The sequence below is a fragment of the Rathayibacter iranicus NCPPB 2253 = VKM Ac-1602 genome, assembly GCF_003149025.1.
GTDB classification, from domain to species: Bacteria; Actinomycetota; Actinomycetes; order Actinomycetales; family Microbacteriaceae; genus Rathayibacter; species Rathayibacter iranicus.
Genome location: NZ_QGDV01000002.1, coordinates 181,111 through 202,554, shown reverse-complemented (window position 1 = coordinate 202,554; position 21,444 = coordinate 181,111). Strand labels below are relative to the sequence as shown.

Sequence of the window (21,444 nt, the reverse complement as noted above, 5' to 3'; positions counted from 1 at the left end):
AGAGTGGCGGCCATGTCAGCGCAGCCGGTGAAACGCGTTCGAACCCGCCACTTCCAGAACGCAAAGGAATCGGGTGTGCGCATCACTGGCCTGACCAGCTATGACCAGCTCACCGCGAAGATCTTCGACGAGGCGGGCATCGACTTCCTCCTCGTCGGCGACTCCGCCGGCAACACCGTCCTCGGCTACGACACGACGCTGCCGGTCACAGTAGACGAGCTGATCCCCTTGGCGCGAGCGGTGGCGGGGGCCGTCGATCGCGCCTTCGTCGTCGCTGACATGCCCTTCGGCTCCTACGAGTCCGGAGCGGACGACGCACTGCACACGGCGTTCCGTTTTATGAAGGAAACGCACGCCCACGCCGTGAAGCTCGAGGGGGGCGTGCGCTCGGCAGAGCAGATTCGCCGCATCGTCGAGGCGGGCATCCCCGTGATGGCGCACATTGGATTCACGCCTCAGAGCGAGCATGGCCTGGGCGGCCACATGGTGCAGGGTCGCGGTGAGGGGTTGGAGCAACTACTCGCGGACGCCCATGCTGTCCAGGAGGCAGGGGCGTTCGCCGTCGTCCTCGAAATGGTGCCGGCCGACGCGGCCCGCCAGGTCACCGAGGAGTTGCGCATCCCGACGATCGGAGTCGGCGCCGGCCCCCACGTCGATGGTCAACTACTGGTTTGGACCGATTTCGCTGGCCTCACCACCGGCCGCATCCCCCGCTTCGTCAAGCAGTACGCCGACCTGCGCGGAGTGCTCGCGGGAGCGGTGGCCGCTTATCGGGAGGACGTCGAGTCCGGCGCGTACCCCGGCACCGAGCACAGCTTCGAGTAGCCGGCCCTAGTCCTCGGCGGCGTCCTCCTCGGCCCACTTGCGGCTGTTCTCGTGCAGTCGCTCGAGCGCGTGCGACGCCTCTTCCCGCGAAGAGAAAGGCCCGACACGGTCAACGGATGGGGAGACGAAGCCCTGCTCCACCGCACCGGCTTTCAGGTTGTACCACCAGGAGTTCGCGTCGCCGTCAGTCATGCGGCGATCCTATGCCGGTCGTCAGCACGCCGCTTCCCTCGTGCTTCGCTAGCATGACGCGTATGACAGCTGAGGCAATGGCCATCGGGATCGACATCGGGGGAACAGGCATCAAGGGAGCCTCGGTCGACCTGGGCGGAGGGTTGCTGCTCAGCGACAGGATGAAGCTGCCTACCCCTGAAGGCGGTCGCCCAAGAGACATTGTCGCGACGGTCGAGCGGATCCTGGAGGCGATACCGGATGTACCGTCGAGCACTCCCGTCGGCATCTGCTTCCCTGCTGCGGTCGTTCACGGCCGCACCATGTCAGCGGCCAACGTTTCGGACGAGTGGATCGGCCTCGAAGCAGAGAAGCTCTTCGAGGACGCGATTGGCCGCAATATCTCCTTCGTCAACGACGCGGACGCCGCCGGATACGCCGAGTCACGTTTTGGAGCCGCAAAGGATAAAGGTGGCCTGGTCATCATGACCACGCTCGGCACGGGCATCGGCACGGCCCAGATCTACAACGGCGTGCTGATCCCCAACGCCGAACTCGGCCACCTCGAGATCCACGGCGGCGACTACGAGAAGAAGGCCTCGTTCGCAGCGAAGGAGCGGGACGACCTCGACTACAAGCACTGGGCGAAGCGGCTCCAACGCTACTACTCACACCTCGAAGCCCTGCTCTGGCCAGACCTCTTCATCGTCGGCGGCGGCATCTCGAAGCACCACGAGGAATTCCTCCCACTCCTAGAGCTGCGCACCCCGATCGTTCCGGCGGCTCTGCGCAACAACGCGGGCATCCTCGGCGCCGCCGCCCTTGCCGGAGGCGGGCCGAGCTGAGGCTGTCCTTGTTTCCACGGCGGTCCCTGCCCGCCGTGGCGCGGTTGGCTTCGCGACGTAAACGTTTCGCAGAGCGGGGCGCGAACGGCTGCGCCGAAACGCTGGCACGCGTTTCGGCGGGTCGCCTGGTCCTTGTTTCCACGGCGGTCCCTGCCCGCCGTGGCGCGGTTGGCTTCGCGACGTAAACGTTTCGCAGAGCGGGGCGCGAACGGCTGCGCCGAAACGCTGGCACGCGTTTCGGCGGGTCGCCTGGTCCTTGTTTCCACGGCGGTCCCTGCCCGCCGTGGCGCGGTTGGCTTTGCGACGTAGGCGTTTTGCAGAGCGGGGTGCGAACGGCTGCGCCGAAACGCTGGCACGCGTTTCGGTGGGTCGCCTGGTCCTTGTTGGCATGGCGGTCCCTGCCTGCCGTGGTGCGGTTGGCTTTGCGACGTAGACGTTTTGCAGAGCGGGGCGCGAACGGCTGCGTCGAAACGCTGGCACGCGTTTCGGTGGGTCGCCTGGTCCTTGTTGGCATGGCGGTCCCTGCCTGCCGTGGCGCGGTTGGCCTCGCGACGTAGGCGTTTTGCAGAGCGGGGCGCGAACGGCTGCGTCGAAACGCTGGTAGGCGTTTCGGTGGGTGGCCTGGTCCTCGTTGGCACGGCGGTTCCTGCTGGCACGCGTAAGGGCGAGGAGCGTGGGAGGGGGGTGGGGACGGGAGATGCCCCACCGGAGTGGGGCGTCTCCCGGCGAAGGGGTCGGCTGATACGCCGGGTTCTGTTCACGCCGCGCCTCTCGGCGGGCGCTAGACGGCCATCTCTCTCGGAGTCGCGTTGCCGCGACCCTCCAGCGGTCTACCCGAGGACCCGACGAGCAGCCGCATCGTCCTCTGTCTGACCTTGCTCCGGGCGAGGTTTACCGAGCGGACCGGATCACTCCGGCCCCTGGTGGTCTCTTACACCACCGTTTCACCCTTACCGCGGACCGGAGTCTGCGGCGGTCTGTTCTCTGTGGCACTGTCTCGCGGGTTGCCCCGGGTGGGTGTTACCCACCACCCTGCTCTGCGGAGCCCGGACGTTCCTCGGCACCGGAACTCTCGCTCCGGTGACGCGACCGTCTTGCCGACCCGTTCGCCCGACCAGTGTACGGCTCACCCGAGAGTGGACTCCTCACCGCGAATGAGAATACAACCGCTATCGGGGCAAAGGACGACCTCGTCGGGCGCGGAAGCACGGATCCAGGACAGGTCCGATTCCGTCAGCGCGACTCCGCTGCCCTCGGAGACCTTGCCGCGAAGGAGGGCCGCACCAACGCCATAGCGGGCACGCTGCTTGTCGTAGAGCTCCACGAGATCCTCGGGAAGAGTAGTGACGAGCGACGCGCGATCGCGGGCCAGCGCCTCCTGCTTCTCCCGCAGCTTCTCGGCCTGGGCGTCTCGCTCGTCAGCGAGGGCGGCCAGCGCTGCAACGACCTCGTCACGCTCGGCTTGCGCCGCCGCGACCTCACCTTCGATTCCCTCGATCCGCTCCATCAGCGTGAGCTCGATGTCCTCGAGATTGCCGCGGCGCTTGACGAGCGAGGTGATCTCGCCCTCGAGCGCCGCGATGTCCTTCGCGGACGAAGCGGTCTGAAGGCGGTCGCGGTCGCGCGCGAGGCGCTTCTCGACGACGGTGACGTCGGACTCGATGCGACCAAGCTCGGTGCGCACGTCCTCGAGACGTCCGACTCGCTCGGCGAGAGCGCGGCGAGTCTCGTTGTCACGAGCCTGCAACGCCTGGATCTTTGCGATGTGCGGGAGGGTCGCGATGGCGTGCCGAAGCTGCGCGCCCCTCGTGTCTAAACTCGCCAGCGTCAGGAGTTGGCGCTGGTCGGCGGGGGTGGCGTTCACGTCGCTGTCCTCGTTCCCGGCACGGAGGGTGAGCGTGCCGCGTCTATTCTCCCGTGCCGATCGCCGCTCACCGCACGATGGCGAAATCCCACGGGTCGGTACGGGTCTCGCTGACCGTCACGGTCACGGTCGGCAACGCCTCACGCAGCGCGGCGGCAGCGACGTCAAGCCAGAGCCACTCGCTCGCCCAGTGCGAGACGTCGATGAGGGCGGGACCGGTACCGTGCACGGCCTTCTCACGCGCCTCCGACGCCGGGTGGTGCCGCAGATCAGCCGTGATGTAGACGTCGCTTGTCCGCACCGCAGGGGCGCTGAGGAGGGAGTCGCCTGCTCCGCCACAGAGGGAGACCCTCCGCACGGGCGTCTCATACCCTCCGGCAACGCGCACTCCCCCAGCCGTCGGAGGCAACATCTCGGCGACGGCCGCGGCGAGGCGGCCGAGAGTGAGTTCCTCCGGCAGATTGCCGACGCGACCGAGCCCGACGGACGGGTCGGCCCCCGGGACGACGGGGGTCGCGCCGGTCAGGCCCAGGCGGCCAGCAATCACGTCCGAGACGCCGCTGGCCACGATGTCAGCGTTCGTGTGTGCCGAGATCAGGGCGCAGCCGCCACGGATCAGGTCGGCGAGGAGCCGGCCCTTGTATCCATCCTCGGCGATAGAGGTCACGCCTCGCAGGAGAAGCGGATGGTGCGCGATGAGCAACTGGAAGCCGCCGTCGACAGCCTCCGCCACCGTGTCGGCGACCACGTCGATGGTGAGAAGGATGCGCTCGACAGGGGCGCCGGGGTTGCCCGTCACGAGACCGGGCGCGTCCCAGTCCTCGGCGGCCGCCTCGGGCCAGAGTCGGTCGATGACGGCATGGACGTCGCGCAGAGTGGGCATGTCTCCAGGGTAGAGGCGCTCAGTGGGGGTCTTTCGTGGTCTCGACCGCGTCGCTCACGCCGACGATCGTGTTCGGGCTGGGACCAGCGCTCGAACCGCCGCACGGAGCGCATTGAGGGAGCCGACTCTTGCGACTGGGACGACATGGGTGGGCTAGAAGCAGTCGCCCCGGAACAGACGGTGCACGCCGTCCGGGACGACGAGTTCTCCCTCCATGTGCCTATGCACCAATCACCTTCTGTGGGCGCTTTCCCTCGCCTTCGCGCCCGGATGATAGGGCGGCACAGACCAGGATCGCCGCGCGCGCTGAGGCACTGACCGACATGCTGGCCGAGGTGGCGCGACGTCTACCCTGGCGCAGGACGGCCGCGAGAGCCCGTCGACGTTCCTCGTTGGGACCGGCGCTCACCTGCAGCACGGAGGGCCGCGAGCCGCCCTTAACGACCAAGGTCCGCACTCCCAAAGGAGTGCGGACCATTCGGTGGATCCGAGGGGATTCGAACCCCTGACCCCCTGCATGCCATGCAGGTGCGCTACCAGCTGCGCCACGGACCCGTGAGTAGTGCTGTTTGATGTTTTTACTGCGTAACAGTTTTTCTGTTCTGCGCTTCTTGCTGTTGTGCCGTCACCGCCCAGCGGAAGCAACTCCGATAACCTACAACACGATCTTCGTGCAGCGAAATCGAGTCCTGCCGCCGGGCGTGTTCCTCAGGTCGTCGCAGCCGATGAGTCTGCCGAGACGGCCTGATTGAGGGTGAACGGCACTGTCGGGCAGTCCTTCCAAAGGCGCTCGAGTGAGTAGTACATCCGGTCCTCCTCGTGGAAGACGTGGACGACGAGATCGCCGAAGTCGAGCAGGATCCAGCGGCCCTCGGCTCGTCCCTCCCGGCGGAGGAGCTTCGCCCCCGAGTCGTGCAGTCGGTCCTCCACCTCGTTCGCGATGGCGACCACGTTTCGCTCGGACCGACCAGTCACGAGGAAGAAAATGTCGACGAGAGGCAGCGGGCCTGAGACGTCGAGCGCGACAAGATCCTCTCCGCCCTTGGAGTCGGCGGCGGTGGCCGCGAGTTGAAGCAGGGCGCGGGCGGAGTCGGTCGCAGTCATGAAGCCTTCAGTGTCGGTGGTGGGGATCAGAAGATGTGGAGCACAAAGCCGCCGACGAACAGCGCGATGGAGGCGACGAGGAGAACGGCTGCCGTGATCGCAAGGACGACGGGCACGCTGATGCCTGCACGCTTCTGCGGCGCGATTATCGACGTACCGGCGGCGTGGGTGGACACGGCACTCGAGGCGCGGACAGGCTCCGATTCGCCGACGGGCTGCTCACGGTCGATACGATCGACGTAACGGTCGACGTCCGGCGAGTCGTAGAGATTAGGATGTTGGCCGGTCGAGCCGAGGCTGCGGGGCAGATCGAACGAGCCGGTGACCAGGATTTCTCCCGTGTCCGCCCTCGCGGTAGTGCCCGAGCCGGTCGTCGGCAGAATCAGAGCATTAGTGGTCGTGACCGCGCCGGTCGCGGCGACTCCGCTCGCGATGAGCGAGTCAAACGAGGCGTCGACCTCTTCCTTCGACTTGTTGTCGAGTTCCTCGGTGATGGCGAGGTGCTCGATCGGAGGGTGGAAGTTGCCAGTGATCTCAGTCGCCTTCTCCTCTGCGATGTCGAGGGAGCCGACGGCAGCGAAGAGCGCGGTGTTCAGGTGCGGCTGCCCGGACTCGCCGTCTGTCCCTCGTTCGTCATCGTCCGCTGGCTTGTCGTCGTCTGTTGGCTTGTCGTGCGTCTCGGACTCGGGGTCGTCCGTCGACACAGGACCGGAGGGGCCAAGGGCCGGCTGCTCCTGCGCGGCACCGGTCTCTAGGTCCCCAGACCTGTACTCGGGGACGGGCTCGGCGTCGCGTGATACGTCCGCGGCCTCCTCGACTGCACCGGCACCGGTCGGCTGAATCGACGAGGGGCGCTCGAGAGCGTCTTCGACGTCGCCGAAGTGGGAGGACCGCTCGGTCTGTGGTGCAGCGGCGACGTTCTCGGCCTGCTGCTGCGCGAGGAGCGCGCGCAATTCGCGTCGAGTGAGGGCGCGACCGGTCGCATTCTCCGTTGCAACAATCTCGAGCGAGGACGTCCGCAGGTCAGGCTCGCTCGCGGGGCTCGGAGCGACGGGCGTGATCCGCATCGCCTGGGTAGGGGTGAGGACCGGAATGTCACCGGCGGCTGTCGCGGAGGCGGTGGCTGCCCGGCGTGATGTCGTCGGAGCGGCGGCGGAGGGGGTCGCACCGGCCTCGCGCCTCTCTCGCTCGCGGATCTCGCGCCGGGTGAGCGGCTTCTCCTCGGGCTGAACTGTCATGACGTACTCCGATACAGGTGGTGCTTCGAGATGTACTGGACGACACCGTCGGGAACCAGATACCAGACCGGATGACCCCGGTTCACGCGGCTCCGACAGTCGGTCGAGGAAATCGCTAGCGCCGGAATTTCCAACAAGGATACGTCTTGCGCCGGCAATTCCGAAACGTTGAGGACATGGCCTGGCCGGCTGACCGCGACGAAGTGGGCCAGCTCCCAGAGCTCGTCGTAGTCCTTCCAGCTCAGGATTTGGGCGACTGCGTCGGCACCGGTGATGAAGAACAGTTCGGCATCCGGATGCGCGGCGTGGATGTCTCGAAGAGTGTCGATCGTGTAGGTCGTCCCTACGCGGTCGACGTCAACGCGGCTCACGGTAAACGAGGGGTTTGATGCCGTTGCAATCACTGTCATCAAATAGCGGTGTTCGGCCGAGGTCACCGTCTTCTTGTGCCACGGCTGACCAGTGGGCACGAAGACAACTTCGTCGAGATCGAACGACTGCGCTACCTCCGAGGCGGCCACCAGGTGCCCGTGGTGGATTGGGTCGAAGGTGCCGCCCATCACGCCGATGCGGGGACGCCGGGTGTCTCCGCTCGAGGCGGACGTCACGATAGCGGGGCTCCCAGGCTAGTGGCCGTGACCGTGCTGGTCCTGCGACCCCGCGCCAGTCTTGTGCGAGTGGCGATTGGCGACGTCGCGGTAGCTCCAGGTGACGAAGCCGAGAGCGGTGAAGGCGACGGCGGCGATCAGGCCGAAGACGATCGGGGGGAACGGAAGCTCCGCGTGGGCCGCTGCTTCGGCAAGGACGGTCGTCGCGAGGGACATGCGGTGCTCCTTGGAGGTCGTGGACACCCCGGCGGGGCTCCGTCGAGTGTACCCGGATGCCGCGGGGCGACAGGTCAGCCTAGCGGCCGCAGCGCATTCAGCCCCGGATCTGCCCTGTTCCGCGCAGCAACCATTTCGTGGTCGTCAGCTCGGGGAGTCCCATCGGCCCACGCGCGTGCAGCTTCTGCGTCGAGATGCCGACTTCGGCGCCAAAGCCGAACTCGCCCCCGTCCGTGAAGCGGGAGGAGGCGTTGACCATCACCACGGCGGAGTCAACCTCGGCGAGAAAACGCTCGGCGTTTGCCAGGTCGTTCGTCACGATCGACTCGGTGTGATGCGTCGAGTACCTGTCGATATGCGCCATCGCGGCGTCGAGGTCATCGACAACGGCGACGGCAATGTCGAGCGAGTAGTACTCGGCTGACCAGTCCTCCTCCGTCGCCGGTACTGCAGCGGGGTGCAGAGCGAGCACGCGGTCGTCGCCGTGGACGGTGACCCCCGCCTCGGCGAGACGCCCCAAAACGGGCGGGAGTAGGCGCTCGGCCGCGTCGCGGTGCACCAGAAGCGTCTCGAGGGCGTTGCACGTGCTCGGCCGCTGCACCTTGGCGTTGTGCACGATGTCGACCGCCCACTGCTCGTTGGCGCTCGCATCGAGAAAGGTGTGGACCACGCCGGCGCCGGTCTCGATGACCGGCACGGTCGATTCCGTGACGACCGACTCGATCAGGCCGGCACTCCCCCGCGGCACCAGGACATCGACGTAGCCGCGCGCGCGCATCAGCGCCTTTGCGCCGTCGCGGCCGTGGTCATCGACCGTCTGCACCAGCGCGGCCGGCAGCCCGACGGAGACGACTGCATCCTGCAACAGCTCCACCAGCACGCGGTTCGTGTTCTCGGCGGCGCTACCTCCACGCAGGACGACGGCGTTGCCGCTCTTCAGGGCGAGCGCCGCGATGTCGATGGTGACGTTCGGCCGCGCCTCGTAGATCGCTCCGACGACACCGAAGGGCACCCGTACCTGTGTGAGCGAGGCTCCGTTCGGGAGGTTCGAGCCGCGGACGGTCTGCCCGACGGGATCGGTCAGCCCTGCGATAGCCAGGACAGCCTCGGCGAGAGACCCTAGGCGGGCCTGATCGAGTCGGAGGCGGTCCTGCAGCCCCGCACTCATGCCGCTGCCCCGGCCACGTTCGAGATCGAGTTCGTTCGCCGGTACTACTCGCGCGGCGCTCGTGCGCACTGCTTCGGCGATGGCCATCAGCGCGCGATTCTTGAGGTCGGTCGTCGCGCTCCTGAGAGCGCGGGAGGCGGCGCGGGAGGCGGCGAAGCGCTCGGTCAGCTCGATGCTGTCATGGGTCGTCTGCGGCATCGGGCCAGTGTATTCGCCGACGACCCGGTGGCCGAGAAGTCAGTCCGCCTGGCCGTCCTCCTCGTCGGCGACCCGCCAGACTCCGCCCTCGCGCTCGCGCTCGAGTTCGGCGCGGGCCTGCGCTTTGGCGTCCATCCGCTCGAAGTAATCCTCGCGGCGCTCATTGCGGGTCTTGCGCTGATTCTCGTCAAGCCGCAGATCGGTGCCCCGAGGGGCGGTAATCAGCTCGGCGGTCGAGGTCAGAGTCGGCTCCCAATCGAAGATGACTCCGTCGCCCGGACCGATGACGACGGTGGAGCCGGCAACGGCACCGGCCGAGAACAGGCCGTTCTCGACGCCCAGCTTGGCCAGGCGGTCGGCAAGGAATCCGACGGCCTCATCGTTAGTGAAGTCGGTCTGGGCGACCCAGCGCTCCGGCTTCGTGCCCAGGACGCGATAGACGTTCCCATACGACCCGCCCTCGACCTTGATCTCGAAGTCCTTCTCGTCCACGGCGCGCGGGCGGATCGTCATCCGCTCGACGCGGGGAACAGCGGCGAGGTCGAGGCGATGCTTCTCGACAATCTCGGCGAGAGCGAACGTGAGCTGCCGAAGCCCGGAGTGGCTCACGGCGGAGATCTCGAAGACGCGGTAGCCGCGGCCCTCCAGATCGGTCCGAACGAAGTCGGCCAGCTCCTGCGCCTCGGGCACGTCGATCTTGTTGAGGGCGACCAGTTGCGGACGCTCGATCAGCGGCACCTGCCCCTCGCCGACGGGATAGGCGGCGAGTTCGCCGAGGATGACGTCGAGGTCGGTCAGCGGATCACGGCCCGGCTCGAGCGTCGCGCAATCGAGCACATGCACGAGCGCGGTACAGCGTTCGACATGGCGGAGGAACTCCAGGCCAAGGCCTCTGCCCTCGCTGGCTCCCTCGATCAAGCCGGGGACATCGGCGACGGTGAAGCGCGACTCCCCTGCCTGAACGACGCCCAGGTTGGGAGCGAGCGTGGTGAAGGGGTAGTCGGCGATCTTGGGCTTCGCCGCCGAGATGGCCGCCACGAGGCTCGATTTGCCCGCGGAGGGAAAGCCGACCAGAGCGACATCCGCCACCGTCTTGAGTTCGAGGACGACATCGCCCTCCCACCCCGGTGTGCCGAGCAGTGCGAAACCGGGGGCCTTGCGCTTCGTCGTAGCGAGCGACGCGTTACCCAACCCGCCCTGACCGCCGGGGGCAATCACGAATCGCAGACCCGGCTCGTCCATGTCGATCAGTTGTTCGCCATCGAGCGACTTGACGACCGTGCCGATGGGGATGGGAAGTTCAAGCAGCTCGCCATTTCCGCCCGCGCGGTGGTCACCCATTCCCGGTCCGCCATTCGCCGAGCTGCGGTGCGGATGGCGGTGGTACCCGAGGAGGGTCGTGGTCTGCGGGTCGGCGACGAGAACGATGTCCCCTCCGTGACCACCATTACCGCCGTCGGGGCCGGCGAGCGGCTTGAACTTCTCGCGACGCACGGAGACGCAGCCGTTCCCGCCGTGGCCGGCACGCAGGTGCAGCGTGACGTTGTCGACGAAAGTGACCATGGGTGTATATCCGTCCGATGAAGAGGTGTGCGGTGTCGAGATACCGACGCCGCCGGGAGCAGAAGCTCCCAGAAACGCGCAAGGGGCGAGCCGAAGCCCGCCCCTTGCATCCTGTGCCTGTGCGGCCGAGGAGGCCGACCCTACTGGGCGGCCGCCACGATGTTGACGACCTTGCGGCCGCCCTTCTGACCGAACTGCACAGCGCCCGCCGAGAGGGCGAACAGAGTGTCGTCGCCACCACGGCCGACGTTCGCGCCGGGGTGGAAGTGGGTTCCGCGCTGGCGGACGATGATCTCGCCCGCGCTCACGACCTGGCCGCCGAAGCGCTTGACGCCGAGACGCTGCGCGTTCGAGTCGCGACCATTGCGAGTGGAACTCGCGCCCTTCTTGTGTGCCATTTCTCATCTCCTCGAGACCGGGGGGCCGCAGCCCCGTGCTGATGCCCGCACGGCGATGGCTCGCTCCGCGGGTCAGCTCAATTGCTGTTCAGGACTACTTGATGCCAGTGACCTTGACGCGCGTGAGGTCCTGACGGTGCCCCTGGCGCTTCTTGTAACCGGTCTTGTTCTTGAACTTCTGAATGATGATCTTCGGACCGCGGAGGTCCTCGAGCACCTCGGCGGTAACGGTGACACCCGCGAGGGTCGCCGCATCCGAGGTGATTGACTCACCATCAACGAGCAGCACGGCAGGAAGCTGCACGGTGCCGTTCTCGTCGGCCTTGACCCGGTCCATCGTCACGATGGTGCCGACCTCGACCTTCTCCTGCCGACCGCCGGCGCGCACAACTGCGTAAACCACTTCTCGTACCTGTTTCTCGTCTGGACGGAGCGGAGGCGCCATCCGGGGCTTGTAGGGACGGGGCTGTGCCCCGGTCTTCCGGTTCGTACCCGTCTCCTCACGATGAGAGGGAACCGGCACCGCGGCCCGCACCCCCGAAGGGGCGGAGCGACAACGGAAATCTGCGTGAGCACATGGATCGCGCCACACCAACGGTCAAGAGTACGGGTTACACACTCCACGGTCAAACTCACGCACCCACTGGGGCTGCGCCGTCCGACCAACGACCTCGTCACGGTAGCCGAGCTGTGGGCGGACGCGGCGGCGACGCGCCGCCTACGATCAAGGCGTGGCCATCCTCATCGACGCAGCACGCTGGCCGGCTCACGGCACGCTCTGGGCGCACCTCGTGAGCGACGTCTCGTTGGAGGAGCTACACGCGTTCGCTCAACGCGCCGGAGTACCGGAGCGCGGCTTCGACCTCGACCACTACGACGTGCCACAGGAGCGGATTGCAGAACTGATCGGCGCCGGCGCGCTGCACGTCAGCATGCGGGAGCTGGTCGAGCGGCTCCGAGACAGCGGCTTACGGATCAGGGGTCGCGACCGCGAGAGGGCCCGGTGCCGACTCTCGCCGACCTCCGGGCCCTCCTGAGCGCCTTCCCGGCCGCTATTGCTGGTCGGCGCGCCGCGGCGTGTGCTCGGGGATGACGGCGACACCCGTGAGCGCGGCCGTGGTGACCCGGCGGCTCTTGGCTCGACCCTGACCGGGCTGCTTCGGCGCGGGCAGCGCATCGAGCACGGAGTCAAGCAGGTGCTCGGCCACGTCGCTGCGTACCCGACGCGGTGGCGTGACAGGCGCCGGCGGGATCGGGATGTCGAGAATCGCCGCCGCGGCAAAGTCGGCCATCTGCTCGACAGGCGCCTCGGCGCTCTCCTGGCGAGGCTCGCGGTCACGGCTGCGGCGCCGCCGCTCTCCCCGAACGGGACGTTCCCCACGGGACGCAGGCTCGGCGAGCTGCTTCTCTCCCGCCTCCTGGGGAGCGGCGATCGGCTCGGTTTCGGTGGCGTCCTCGACCAGTTCGGCCACTTCCTCCGTAGCCTGGCGCGCTGCCTGCGGCTGAATGGTGCTTGCGGCGATCTGCGCGAGGGCGTTCTTGGCGTCATCGGTAATGGCGTGAGTGCTGACCGACTTGGCGGCAGCCGTGGACGCGCCGTTCGAGCGGCCGGAGGCGGGCTGCTGATCGCCGCCCTTTCCGCGCCGGCGCTGCTCCTGCTGCGGCGCCGCGGTCGAGCGATGCTTCAGCACAGGATCGTGGTGCACGATGACACCGCGGCCCGCGCAGACTTCGCAGTTTTCGCTGAACGTCTCGAGCAGACCGAGCCCCAACTTCTTGCGGGTCATCTGTACGAGCCCGAGCGAGGTGACCTCGGCCACCTGGTGCTTCGTACGGTCGCGGCTCAGGCACTCGACCAGGCGCCGCAGGACGAGGTCGCGGTTGGACTCGAGCACCATGTCGATGAAGTCGACGACGATGATGCCGCCGATGTCGCGCAGCCGCAGCTGGCGAACGATCTCCTCCGCCGCCTCGAGATTGTTCTTGGTGACCGTCTCTTCGAGGTTGCCGCCGGAGCCGACGAACTTGCCGGTGTTGACGTCGACGACGGTCATGGCCTCGGTGCGGTCGATCACGAGCGAGCCGCCGCTGGGCAGCCACACCTTGCGCTCCAGCGCCTTCTCAATCTGCTCCGTGATGCGGAACTCGTCGAAGGCGTCCTGCTCGCCGGTGTAGATCTCGACGCGCTCGAGCAGGTCGGGAGCGACCTGACTGAGGTAGAGCTCGATCGTCTCGCGGGCGTCGTCGCCCGCGATGACCATCGTCTCGAAGTCCTCGTTGAAGACGTCGCGCACGATCTTGATCAGGAGGTCCGGCTCGCTGTGGAGAAGGGCCGGCGCCTGGCCCGTTGCGGCCTTGTCGCTCAGCGCGGTCCACTGCGCCGTGAGGCGTTCGACGTCCACCGTGAGTTGCTCCTCGGTGGCACCTTCAGCGGCTGTGCGGACGATGACGCCGACGTTCTCGGGCAGGACTTCCTTGAGGATCTTCTTGAGGCGCGCGCGCTCTGTGTCGGGAAGCTTGCGCGAGATGCCGTTCATTGATCCGTTGGGCACGTACACGAGGTAGCGGCCGGGCAGTGAGATCTGGCTGGTGAGGCGGGCGCCCTTGTGACCGACCGGGTCCTTCGTGACCTGCACGAGGACACGGTCGCCGGGCTTGAGTGCGAGTTCGATCCGGCGGGGGCCACCGGCGTTGTTCGCGGCGTCCCAGTCGACCTCGCCGGAGTACAGCACGGCATTGCGACCGCGCCCAATGTCGACGAAGGCGGCCTCCATACTCGGCAAAACGTTCTGCACGCGACCGAGGTAGACGTTGCCGATAAGCGACGCCTCCTGTGAGCGGGCGACGTAGTGCTCGGCGAGCACGCCGTCTTCGAGCACGCCGATGCGGATGCTGTCCTGCCTCGAACGCACGACCATGACGCGGTCGACGGCCTCGCGGCGCGCGAGGAACTCGGACTCGGTCACGACGGTCCGACGGCGGCCGGCGTCGCGGCCGTCGCGACGGCGCTGCTTCTTGGCCTCAAGCCGGGTAGAACCCTTGATGCGCTGCGGTTCGGTGATCAGCTCGGGTTCGCGCGCCTCGCGGGGTTCGCGCGGCTGGCGGACCCTGACGACGGTCTGCTCAGGATCATCCGACCCACCTCGATCGTTCTCGCCGCTGCGGCGTCTCGAGCGGCGCCGGATCGAGCCCTGCTCGTCCGAAGGAGCGTCCCGCTCGTCGCGCTCGTCGCGGAGACCGAGCGGGGCGCCTCGCGGGGGTAGAGGAGTCAGCTCGACGTAATCGGGTAGGACGGGGGCCTGAAACAGGAGTGACGCGGGCGGCAGGACGGGCCGGCGCGGCTCCTCCCCCTCAGCGGTCACCGGTAGCAGTGCGGGGGCGGACGCGGTACCTGCCAGCGTCGACGGCTCAGGCGCTGCTGTGGAGGCCTCAGGCGCCTGCCCGGGCGCCTGCGTCGACACATCGGTGGAAGCCTCCGCCCGCCCGGTCTCGTCGTTGCCGGTCTGGTCGGTCTCGGTGCTATCGATGATGGTCTCCCCTGTCGCTGGCGCGCTCGACTCGGTCCGCCGGGTCATCCGGCGGCCACCGAAGAGGCGGCTGATCTTTCTGGCCCCGCTGCGGGGCTCGTCGCGGTCCGGATCGGATCCGCTCGTGCTGTTGTCTTCCACCATTCCTGGTGCACTCCTCGGCCGGGTCGTTCGCCGCGCCGATTCCCCGGATGCTTCTCTCGTGCGAGGGGCCTCGGCCCGTCGCGAATCCTTCCGCTCCCCCGGTCCCATCGCTCACGTGGCGCAGACTCCGGGTGCAGCTTCACTCTCGGAACTGACTATCCGACACGTACTCCACCGTCGTGCGACCAGCGGTCGTCTCTCGGTCGAGCGGAGACCGGGCGCGTCCATTCGCGGAACGCTGTCGATCTCCTGTGGCCCGGTACTCGCCCGGTAAATCTTCTTCGCGTCGATGCGGGGTCTCCCGGACCGACGGCTCCGATTATCGCACGCATTCCCAGAGGCGCTGATCCGGCGCATGTCATAATCCCCCGGTGTCCAGCGATTCTGGGGTGCACGGCACCCCCACCCAGCACCGTCCGGTCGTTTTCGCCGTCCTGCTGATCGCGCTGGGCATCATCGGCTGGACCGCCGCATTCGCCCTCACGAACGACAAGTTCACCGCCCTCGCGACCCCTGAGGCGAGCCTTGGCTGCGACTTCAGCCTCCTCGTGCAGTGCAGCGCGAATCTGAACTCCACGCAGGGCGCGATCTTCGGCTTCCCGAATCCGCTGATCGGGCTCGCCGCGTGGATCGCGCCCATCGTCGTGGGGGCAGGTCTGCTCGCGGGCGCGCGGTTCGACCGATGGTTCTGGGCGCTATTTAACGCCGGCTTCGTTCTGGCGCTCGTTTTCGTCGGCTGGCTCGTCGCAACGAGCATCTACGCTCTCGGGACGCTGTGCCCCTGGTGCATGCTCACGTGGGCAGTCGTCATTCCCGGCTTTTGGCTCGTGACCTTGCGCAATCTCCGCGAGGGCGTCTACCCGGTTCCCTCAAAGATCCGCCGCGTCGCGCGCGCGGCGTACGGCTGGACCCCGTTCCTCACCCTGCTCTGCTACCTGCTCATCGCCGTGCTGGCGCAGGTGCGGCTGGACGTGCTCGCCTACCTGTGACGGAGGCCGTCGCGGCAAGCGGATCGCCTCGGGCCAGCCACGCCCAGCCCGACCACAACGCCCGACCACAACGCTCGGGCGTGCCCCCATCACAATGCTCAGGCGAACCACAGCGCGAGTTCGCGAGCGGCGGACTCCTCGGAGTCGGAGCCGTGCACGAGATTCTGTTGAACCTTGAGACCCCAGTCGCGTCCCAGGTCGCCGCGGATCGTGCCCGGTGCGGCTGTGGTGGGGTCGGTGGTTCCGGCGAGGGCGCGGAAGCCTTCGATAACGCGGTCGCCAGCGATGCGGAGGGCGACGATCGGTCCGCTCTCCATGAACTCCACAAGGGGCTCGTAGAACGGCTTGCCCTCGTGCTCGGCGTAGTGGGCGGAAAGCAGCCCGCGGTCGGCCTCGACAAGCTTGACGTCGATGAGAGAGTAGCCCTTCGCCTCGATGCGGCGGAGGATCTCGCCGGTGAGGTTGCGGGCGACGCCGTCGGGCTTGACGAGGACGAGAGTCTCCTGAGTTGCCATGATTCAGCGTTCTCCTTCGGTGGGATCGGTGGGATCGGCGGGCTGCGCGGCTCGGTGGGTCTGTGCGTCGAGGCGGGTGCCGGTCACCATGCAGTACGTCCACAGCGCCACGAAGGCGGCGCCGATGACGTACATGATCGGGACCAGCAGGCCCGAGGCCACGATAACGAACTGGAGCACCCAGCCGACGCGGAACCCGATCGGGCGGTTCAGCAGGCCCACGGCAGCGACCAGCGCGAGGCAGAGCACAGCTCCTGCGACCAGCACGACCACCGGATCAGCGACCTTGAGCCCAAAGGCGACGAGCGTCGCGAGGAAAACGATGACCGCCTCGAAGCCAAGCACGATCGAGCCGAGGCTCTCGCGCACGGTCCGTGTGCGGCGAGAACGTCCGGCCCTCACGACCCCAGCCACTTCTCGTCGCGGGCGATGGTGATCGTACGACCGACGAGCGTGATGGAGCCGGTGACCAGCAGTGCGCCCTTGTCGGTACGAGACGCGAGGACGCGAGCGGCGGTGAGCGCGCCGTGCGGGTCCTCGGCCACGCGAACCGCCTCCTTCGGGAAGATCGTCCGCGCAAGGGCCGCGAGGTCGGCGGCGGGCAGAGCGCGCTCGCTGGGCGCCGTCGTGACGATCAGCTCGTCGACCACCGGCAGCAGCGCGCGGAGGATCCCCGCAGCATCCTTCTCGGCCAACACGCCGAGCACGGCGGTCACCCGGTCGAAGTCGAAGTAGCGACCGAGCGCGGCGGCGAGGGAGGCAGCGCCATGTGGGTTGTGCGCTGCATCGACGAGAGTGCGCGGCGCGAGGCCCACCACCTGCAGCCGTCCGGGCGAGGTGGCGGCCGCAAAGCCCTCGTCGAGCACGTCGCCGGTCAGCTCTTGCGTGCCTCCGCCAAGGAAGGTTTCGACCGCCGCGACGGCGACCGCCGCATTCTCGGCCTGATGGTCGCCGAAGAACGGCAGCAACAGCTGCTCGTAGGTGCTGACGAGGCCACGGATGGTCACGACTTGACCGCCGACGGCAACGGTTGTCGATTCGACGTCGAACTCCGCGCCCTCGAAGACCAAAGAGGACTCGGTCACCTCAGCCGCATGGCGCAGCACCGCCTCCGCCTCGGGGACCTGCCTCGCCGAGACGACGGACGCGAGCGGCTTCACGATGCCCGACTTGGTCCGCGCGATCTCTTCGATCGTGGAGCCGAGGCGAGTGGTGTGGTCGAGGGCAATCGGAGTGAAGACGGCTACCTGAGCGTCGGCGACGTTCGTCGAGTCCCATTCACCGCCCATCCCGACCTCGATCACGGCGACATCGACAGGGGCATCGGCGAAGGCCGCGTAGGCGAGCACCGTCAGCGCCTCGAAGTACGAGAGCGGCGCCTCGCCCTGCTCCGCGAGTTCGACGTCGGTCATCCGGAGGTAGGGCTCGACGTCCTGCCAGTTCTCCGCGAGGCTGCGGTCCGAGATCGGTTCTCCGTCGAGGACTATCCGCTCGTTGACGCGCTCCAGGTGCGGGCTGGTGAACAGCCCGACCCGCAGCCCGTGGGCGCGCAGAAGGCTCTCGATCATCCGGCTGGTCGAGGTCTTCCCGTTGGTGCCCGCGACCTGAATGATCGGGTAAGCCCGCTGCGGATCGCCGAGGATCTCGACTGCCCGGCGGGTCGGCGCCAGTCGCGGGCGGATGCTCGCCTCGCCGAGCCGCGCCAGGAGCGCCGCGTAAACAGCATCCGCGGCCGCACGCTCGTCGTTGTCGAGCGGATCAGACATCGGCGGCCTCGATCTTCTCGATGCGGATGATGGCGGTGCCGGCCGGGCCGAAGGTGATCGCACCCTCTCCACCCTCCAGCGCCACGGTCAGCGGAGTGAAGCCACAGCCAGTCGCGAGGGTCTCCTCTGCGATCCACAGCGCGTGCGGCTCGAGCGCGTGCAGACTCGGCTCGTCGAGCACGATCTCCAGCACGATCCGGTCGCTGACTTCAAGGCCTGCCGCCTTGCGGGCATCCTGCACGGCGCGGATGAGGTCACGAGCGAGACCCTCCGCTTCGAGTTCGGGGGTCGTCGCGGTGTCAAGCAGCACGAAGCCGCCGCGCGGGAGCAGCGCGATGGCGCGGTCGTCGCCAGCGGAGCCACTGACCTCGAGGGTCAGCTCGTATTCACCCTCGACCAACTCGACACCGCCGGCGGTGACGACGCCGTCCGTCTCGCTCCAGTCGCCGGCCTTTGCTGCCTTAATCACCGTCTGCACGCCCTTACCCAGGCGGGGACCCGCGGCGCGCGCGTTGACCGCGAGCCGCGACGTGACTCCGTAGTCGGCGGCGCTGGAGTCGACGAGCTGCACCAGCGAGACCTCCTTCACGTTCAGCTCGTCGCGGAGGATCGCCTCGAACGGTGCCAATTCCTCGGCACCAGCGACCACGACGGTCAGGCGTGCGAGCGGCAGACGTACGCGGAGTCCCGCCTTCTTGCGCAGCGAGAGGGCGGTCGACGAGAGAACGCGCACGGCGTCCATTGCGTGCACGAGAGGCTCATCGACGGGGAACTCGCTCGCTTCGGGCCAGTCGGTCAGGTGGACGCTCCGCCCGCCGGTGAGGCCCTGCCAGATCTGCTCGGTGACAAGCGGGAGGAGCGGAGCGGCCGTGCGGCACACGGTCTCGAGAACGGTGTAGAGCGTGTCGAACGCCTCGGAGCCGCGGCCCTCCGCGTCGACGCCCTGCCAGAAGCGGTCGCGGGAGCGCCGCACGTACCAGTTGGTGAGCACATCCGAGAAGTCGCGGAGCGCGGCCGCGGCGAGCGTGGAGTCCAGCGCCTGGAGGTGGTGGCTGACGGTCGTGACGAGATCGTGGGTCTTCGCCAGCAGGTATCGGTCGAGCACGTCCTCGGAGTCGGTACGCCGGGTCGCCTTATAGCCTCCTTCGGCAGAGGCGTTGGCGTAGAGCGAGAAGAAGTACCAGGTGCTCCACAGCGGCAGGAGCACCTGGCGGACGCCTTCACGGATCCCTTCCTCGGTGACCACGAGATTGCCGCCGCGCAGAACCGGACTCGACATCAAGAACCAGCGCATCGCATCGGAGCCGTCGCGATCGAAGACCTCGGCCACGTCGGGGTAGTTGCGCAGCGACTTCGACATTTTCTGCCCGTCGTTGCCGAGCACGATGCCGTGGCTGACCACGTTGCGGAACGCGGGGCGGTCGAAGAGTGCCGTCGAGAGCACGTGCAGCGTGTAGAACCAGCCGCGGGTCTGGCCGATGTACTCGACGATGAAGTCCGCCGGATTGTGAGTCTCGAACCAGTCCGCGTTCTCGAACGGGTAGTGCACCTGCGCGAACGGCATCGATCCGGAGTCGAACCACACGTCGAGTACGTCCGAGATGCGGCGCATCGTGGAGCGGCCGGTCGGGTCGTCGGGGTTCGGTCGGGTCAGCTCGTCGATGTACGGGCGGTGGAGGTCTTCCGGGCGCACGCCGAAGTCGCGCCCCAGCTCGTCGAGCGAGCCGTAGACGTCGATGCGCGGGTACTCGGGATCATCGCTCTTCCACACGGGAATGGGCGAGCCGAAGTAGCGGTTGCGACTGATCGACCAGTCGCGGGCGCCCGAGAGCCACTTACCGAACTGGCCATCCTTGACGTTCTCCGGGACCCAGGTGATCTCCTGGTTGAGTTCCTCCATCCGGTCCCGGATCGCCGTGACACGGACGAACCAGCTGGAGACGGCTTTATAGATCAGCGGATTGCGGCAGCGCCAGCAGTGCGGATACGAGTGCTCGTAGCTGGCCTGGCGGAGAAGGCGGTGCTCCGCGCGCAACAGCCGCGTCAGTGGCGTGTTCGCCTCGAAGACCTGGAGCCCGGCGACCTCGGCGATCTGAGGCAGGAAGCGGCCTCCGTCATCGACGGAAATGATGACGGGGATGCCCGCCGCCTCGCACACCTTTTGGTCGTCCTCGCCGTAGGCGGGGGCCTGGTGCACGATGCCGGTGCCTTCGCTCGTGGTGACATAGTCGGCGACGAGGATGCGCCACGCGTTCTGAGTGCCCCAGGCTTCGGTGTCGGCGTAGTGGTCCCAGAGGCGGTCGTAGCTGATCCCCTCGAGTTCGGCACCGCGGTGCGTGCGCGAGACGGCGGCCAGCGCTGACGCGGCGTCGGGATAGCCCAGATCCTTCGCGTAGGCGCCGACCTGGTCGATCGCCAAGAGGTACTCGGCCGAGAGTTCGCGCTCCTCCGGCTCGCCCTTCCCGTCGGCAGCGCCGTCCGGGCCCGCTGGCACGACGGCGTACTCGATGTCCGGCCCGACCGCGAGGGCAAGGTTCGTCGGCAGGGTCCAGGGAGTCGTGGTCCACGCGAGTGCGCGCACTGCCGTGAGCTGCAGCGCCTCCGCAGTCTCGCCGACCAGCGGGAAGGTGACGGTGACCGTCTGATCCTGGCGCATCTTGTAGACGTCGTCGTCCATCCGCAGCTCGTGGTTCGAGAGCGGGGTCTGGTCGCGCCAGCAATAGGGCAGCACGCGGTGGCCCTCGTAAGCGAGTCCCTTGTCGTAGAGCTGCTTGAACGCCCAGATCACCGACTCCATGAAGGAGGGGTCGAGCGTCTTGTAGTCGTCATCGAAGTCGACCCAGCGCGCCTGGCGGGTAACGTACTCCTGCCACTCCCCCGTGTAGCGCAGCACCGACTCCTTCGCGGCCGCGTTGAACGCTGCGACGCCCATCTCCTCGATCTGCGACTTGTCGGTGATGCCGAGCTGCCGCTCCGCCTCGAGCTCGGCCGGGAGGCCGTGGGTGTCCCAGCCGAAGCGGCGATGCACCTGCTTGCCGCGCATCGTCTCAAAGCGCGGGAAGACGTCCTTGGCGTAGCCCGTGAGCAGATGCCCGTAGTGCGGAAGGCCATTCGCGAAGGGCGGGCCGTCGTAGAAGACCCACTCCGGCGCGCCCTCGCGCTGACGAATCGACTCCTGGAAGGTGTCGTCGGCCTTCCAATAGGCCAGTACGCGCTTCTCAATCTCGGGAAAGCGCGGCGAGGGAGTCACGCCTCGGCCATCGGCGGAATTCTCGGCGGGCTCGAAGCCATCGGGGGTGGGCGGGGTCAGGGGGTAGGTCACGTGCGATCTCCTGGCAGTGCTGCTGGTCTGCACGAGGACGGCCCGCCCGGATCTCAGACCCCGGGCCGGGTCGCGGTACCACCTCGCTTGGACCGGTCGG

At 67.6% G+C, this 21,444-nt stretch carries 20 protein-coding genes, 1 tRNA gene and 1 other RNA gene; 4 read left to right on the top strand and 18 right to left on the bottom strand.

The features are described from left to right. Positions 1 to 12: 12 nt before the first annotated feature. Positions 13 to 825, top strand: a complete 813-nt coding sequence (gene panB / locus B0H03_RS03490; protein ID WP_104264766.1) for a 3-methyl-2-oxobutanoate hydroxymethyltransferase — start codon at positions 13 to 15, stop codon at positions 823 to 825. 6 nt (positions 826 to 831) lie between these two features. Here the strand turns inward: panB and B0H03_RS03485 are convergent, their stop codons facing one another. After that, positions 832 to 1,017 (bottom strand): SPOR domain-containing protein, encoded by a 186-nt coding sequence (locus tag B0H03_RS03485; protein WP_104264765.1) that lies wholly within the window; start codon positions 1,015 to 1,017, stop codon positions 832 to 834. Between the two features lie 62 nt (positions 1,018 to 1,079). Here B0H03_RS03485 and ppgK point away from each other — a divergent pair, with 62 nt between their 5' ends. Then, positions 1,080 to 1,841: a polyphosphate--glucose phosphotransferase gene (gene ppgK, locus B0H03_RS03480; protein WP_104264772.1), complete on the top strand. Its 762-nt coding sequence runs from the start codon at positions 1,080 to 1,082 to the stop codon at positions 1,839 to 1,841. A 726-nt stretch (positions 1,842 to 2,567) separates the two neighbouring features. On the opposite strand, the gene rnpB is transcribed toward ppgK, so the two are convergent. From rnpB to rplU, 12 genes are all read right to left on the bottom strand, one after another. Then, positions 2,568 to 2,946, bottom strand: an RNA gene (rnpB, locus tag B0H03_RS03475) — RNase P RNA component class A. 21 nt (positions 2,947 to 2,967) lie between these two features. Then, the gene (locus tag B0H03_RS03470; RefSeq protein ID WP_104264764.1) at positions 2,968 to 3,705 is read right to left on the bottom strand and encodes a zinc ribbon domain-containing protein; all 738 of its coding nucleotides are present in this window, start codon (positions 3,703 to 3,705) and stop codon (positions 2,968 to 2,970) included. 67 nt (positions 3,706 to 3,772) lie between these two features. Beyond that, positions 3,773 to 4,588 carry a Nif3-like dinuclear metal center hexameric protein gene (locus B0H03_RS03465; RefSeq protein ID WP_104264763.1) on the bottom strand — a complete coding sequence of 272 codons (816 nt, stop codon included), beginning with the start codon at positions 4,586 to 4,588 and terminating at the stop codon, positions 3,773 to 3,775. A 482-nt stretch (positions 4,589 to 5,070) separates the two neighbouring features. After that, a tRNA-Ala gene (locus B0H03_RS03460) sits at positions 5,071 to 5,143 on the bottom strand. Positions 5,144 to 5,296: 153 nt separating this feature from the next. Next, the gene (rsfS, locus tag B0H03_RS03455; protein WP_104264762.1) at positions 5,297 to 5,692 is read right to left on the bottom strand and encodes a ribosome silencing factor; all 396 of its coding nucleotides are present in this window, start codon (positions 5,690 to 5,692) and stop codon (positions 5,297 to 5,299) included. A 26-nt stretch (positions 5,693 to 5,718) separates the two neighbouring features. Continuing rightward, positions 5,719 to 6,930 (bottom strand): hypothetical protein, encoded by a 1,212-nt coding sequence (locus tag B0H03_RS03450; protein ID WP_104264761.1) that lies wholly within the window; start codon positions 6,928 to 6,930, stop codon positions 5,719 to 5,721. Further along, a complete protein-coding gene (gene nadD / locus B0H03_RS03445) occupies positions 6,927 to 7,538 on the bottom strand; it encodes a nicotinate-nucleotide adenylyltransferase (RefSeq protein WP_258061985.1) in 612 nt (203 codons plus the stop codon). The genes B0H03_RS03450 and nadD overlap by 4 nt, the downstream gene beginning before the upstream one ends. An 18-nt stretch (positions 7,539 to 7,556) precedes the next feature. Beyond that, entirely contained in the window at positions 7,557 to 7,754 is a 198-nt protein-coding gene (locus B0H03_RS03440; protein WP_104264760.1) for a hypothetical protein, read from the bottom strand. A gap of 97 nt (positions 7,755 to 7,851) precedes the next feature. Next, positions 7,852 to 9,120 carry a glutamate-5-semialdehyde dehydrogenase gene (locus B0H03_RS03435; RefSeq protein WP_104264759.1) on the bottom strand — a complete coding sequence of 423 codons (1,269 nt, stop codon included), beginning with the start codon at positions 9,118 to 9,120 and terminating at the stop codon, positions 7,852 to 7,854. A gap of 39 nt (positions 9,121 to 9,159) precedes the next feature. Beyond that, entirely contained in the window at positions 9,160 to 10,683 is a 1,524-nt protein-coding gene (gene obgE, locus B0H03_RS03430) for a GTPase ObgE (protein WP_104264758.1), read from the bottom strand. Between the two features lie 140 nt (positions 10,684 to 10,823). Then, positions 10,824 to 11,081: a 50S ribosomal protein L27 gene (rpmA, locus tag B0H03_RS03425; RefSeq protein ID WP_104264757.1), complete on the bottom strand. Its 258-nt coding sequence runs from the start codon at positions 11,079 to 11,081 to the stop codon at positions 10,824 to 10,826. 94 nt (positions 11,082 to 11,175) lie between these two features. Further along, the gene (gene rplU / locus B0H03_RS03420; RefSeq protein ID WP_104223682.1) at positions 11,176 to 11,484 is read right to left on the bottom strand and encodes a 50S ribosomal protein L21; all 309 of its coding nucleotides are present in this window, start codon (positions 11,482 to 11,484) and stop codon (positions 11,176 to 11,178) included. Positions 11,485 to 11,812: 328 nt separating this feature from the next. Here rplU and B0H03_RS03415 point away from each other — a divergent pair, with 328 nt between their 5' ends. After that, positions 11,813 to 12,118: a DUF4031 domain-containing protein gene (locus tag B0H03_RS03415; RefSeq protein ID WP_104264756.1), complete on the top strand. Its 306-nt coding sequence runs from the start codon at positions 11,813 to 11,815 to the stop codon at positions 12,116 to 12,118. A 15-nt stretch (positions 12,119 to 12,133) separates the two neighbouring features. Here B0H03_RS03415 and B0H03_RS03410 read toward each other — a convergent pair whose 3' ends face one another. Then, positions 12,134 to 14,752, bottom strand: coding sequence for an Rne/Rng family ribonuclease (locus tag B0H03_RS03410; RefSeq protein WP_104264755.1), 2,619 nt, complete (start codon positions 14,750 to 14,752; stop codon positions 12,134 to 12,136). 371 nt (positions 14,753 to 15,123) lie between these two features. Here B0H03_RS03410 and B0H03_RS03405 point away from each other — a divergent pair, with 371 nt between their 5' ends. Next, positions 15,124 to 15,741 carry a vitamin K epoxide reductase family protein gene (locus tag B0H03_RS03405; RefSeq protein WP_241560386.1) on the top strand — a complete coding sequence of 206 codons (618 nt, stop codon included), beginning with the start codon at positions 15,124 to 15,126 and terminating at the stop codon, positions 15,739 to 15,741. 98 nt (positions 15,742 to 15,839) lie between these two features. Here the strand turns inward: B0H03_RS03405 and ndk are convergent, their stop codons facing one another. The 4 genes from ndk to ileS are packed head-to-tail and all read right to left on the bottom strand — an operon-like array spanning position 15,840 to position 21,344. Continuing rightward, the gene (gene ndk / locus B0H03_RS03400; protein ID WP_104264753.1) at positions 15,840 to 16,256 is read right to left on the bottom strand and encodes a nucleoside-diphosphate kinase; all 417 of its coding nucleotides are present in this window, start codon (positions 16,254 to 16,256) and stop codon (positions 15,840 to 15,842) included. Positions 16,257 to 16,259: 3 nt separating this feature from the next. After that, positions 16,260 to 16,625, bottom strand: coding sequence for a DUF4233 domain-containing protein (locus B0H03_RS03395; RefSeq protein WP_241560387.1), 366 nt, complete (start codon positions 16,623 to 16,625; stop codon positions 16,260 to 16,262). 29 nt (positions 16,626 to 16,654) lie between these two features. Then, a complete protein-coding gene (locus B0H03_RS03390; protein ID WP_104264751.1) occupies positions 16,655 to 18,022 on the bottom strand; it encodes a bifunctional folylpolyglutamate synthase/dihydrofolate synthase in 1,368 nt (455 codons plus the stop codon). After that, entirely contained in the window at positions 18,015 to 21,344 is a 3,330-nt protein-coding gene (ileS, locus tag B0H03_RS03385) for an isoleucine--tRNA ligase (protein WP_419956900.1), read from the bottom strand. Before ileS ends, B0H03_RS03390 begins: the two co-directional genes overlap by 8 nt. Positions 21,345 to 21,444: the final 100 nt, after the last annotated feature.

What these genes read in the sequence shown, in the direction of transcription:
- panB (WP_104264766.1), top strand. Translation starts at nt 13, where the DNA reads ATGTCAGCGCAGCCGGTGAAACGCGTTCGAACCCGCCACTTCCAGAAC.
- rsfS (WP_104264762.1), bottom strand. Translation starts at nt 5,692, where the DNA reads ATGACTGCGACCGACTCCGCCCGCGCCCTGCTTCAACTCGCGGCCACC.
- B0H03_RS03390 (WP_104264751.1), bottom strand. Translation starts at nt 18,022, where the DNA reads ATGTCTGATCCGCTCGACAACGACGAGCGTGCGGCCGCGGATGCTGTT.
- B0H03_RS03450 (WP_104264761.1), bottom strand. Translation starts at nt 6,930, where the DNA reads ATGACAGTTCAGCCCGAGGAGAAGCCGCTCACCCGGCGCGAGATCCGC.
- B0H03_RS03435 (WP_104264759.1), bottom strand. Translation starts at nt 9,120, where the DNA reads ATGCCGCAGACGACCCATGACAGCATCGAGCTGACCGAGCGCTTCGCC.
- obgE (WP_104264758.1), bottom strand. Translation starts at nt 10,683, where the DNA reads ATGGTCACTTTCGTCGACAACGTCACGCTGCACCTGCGTGCCGGCCAC.
- B0H03_RS03485 (WP_104264765.1), bottom strand. Translation starts at nt 1,017, where the DNA reads ATGACTGACGGCGACGCGAACTCCTGGTGGTACAACCTGAAAGCCGGT.
- B0H03_RS03410 (WP_104264755.1), bottom strand. Translation starts at nt 14,752, where the DNA reads ATGGTGGAAGACAACAGCACGAGCGGATCCGATCCGGACCGCGACGAG.
- ppgK (WP_104264772.1), top strand. Translation starts at nt 1,080, where the DNA reads ATGACAGCTGAGGCAATGGCCATCGGGATCGACATCGGGGGAACAGGC.
- B0H03_RS03465 (WP_104264763.1), bottom strand. Translation starts at nt 4,588, where the DNA reads ATGCCCACTCTGCGCGACGTCCATGCCGTCATCGACCGACTCTGGCCC.
- B0H03_RS03440 (WP_104264760.1), bottom strand. Translation starts at nt 7,754, where the DNA reads ATGTCCCTCGCGACGACCGTCCTTGCCGAAGCAGCGGCCCACGCGGAG.
- rpmA (WP_104264757.1), bottom strand. Translation starts at nt 11,081, where the DNA reads ATGGCACACAAGAAGGGCGCGAGTTCCACTCGCAATGGTCGCGACTCG.
- ndk (WP_104264753.1), bottom strand. Translation starts at nt 16,256, where the DNA reads ATGGCAACTCAGGAGACTCTCGTCCTCGTCAAGCCCGACGGCGTCGCC.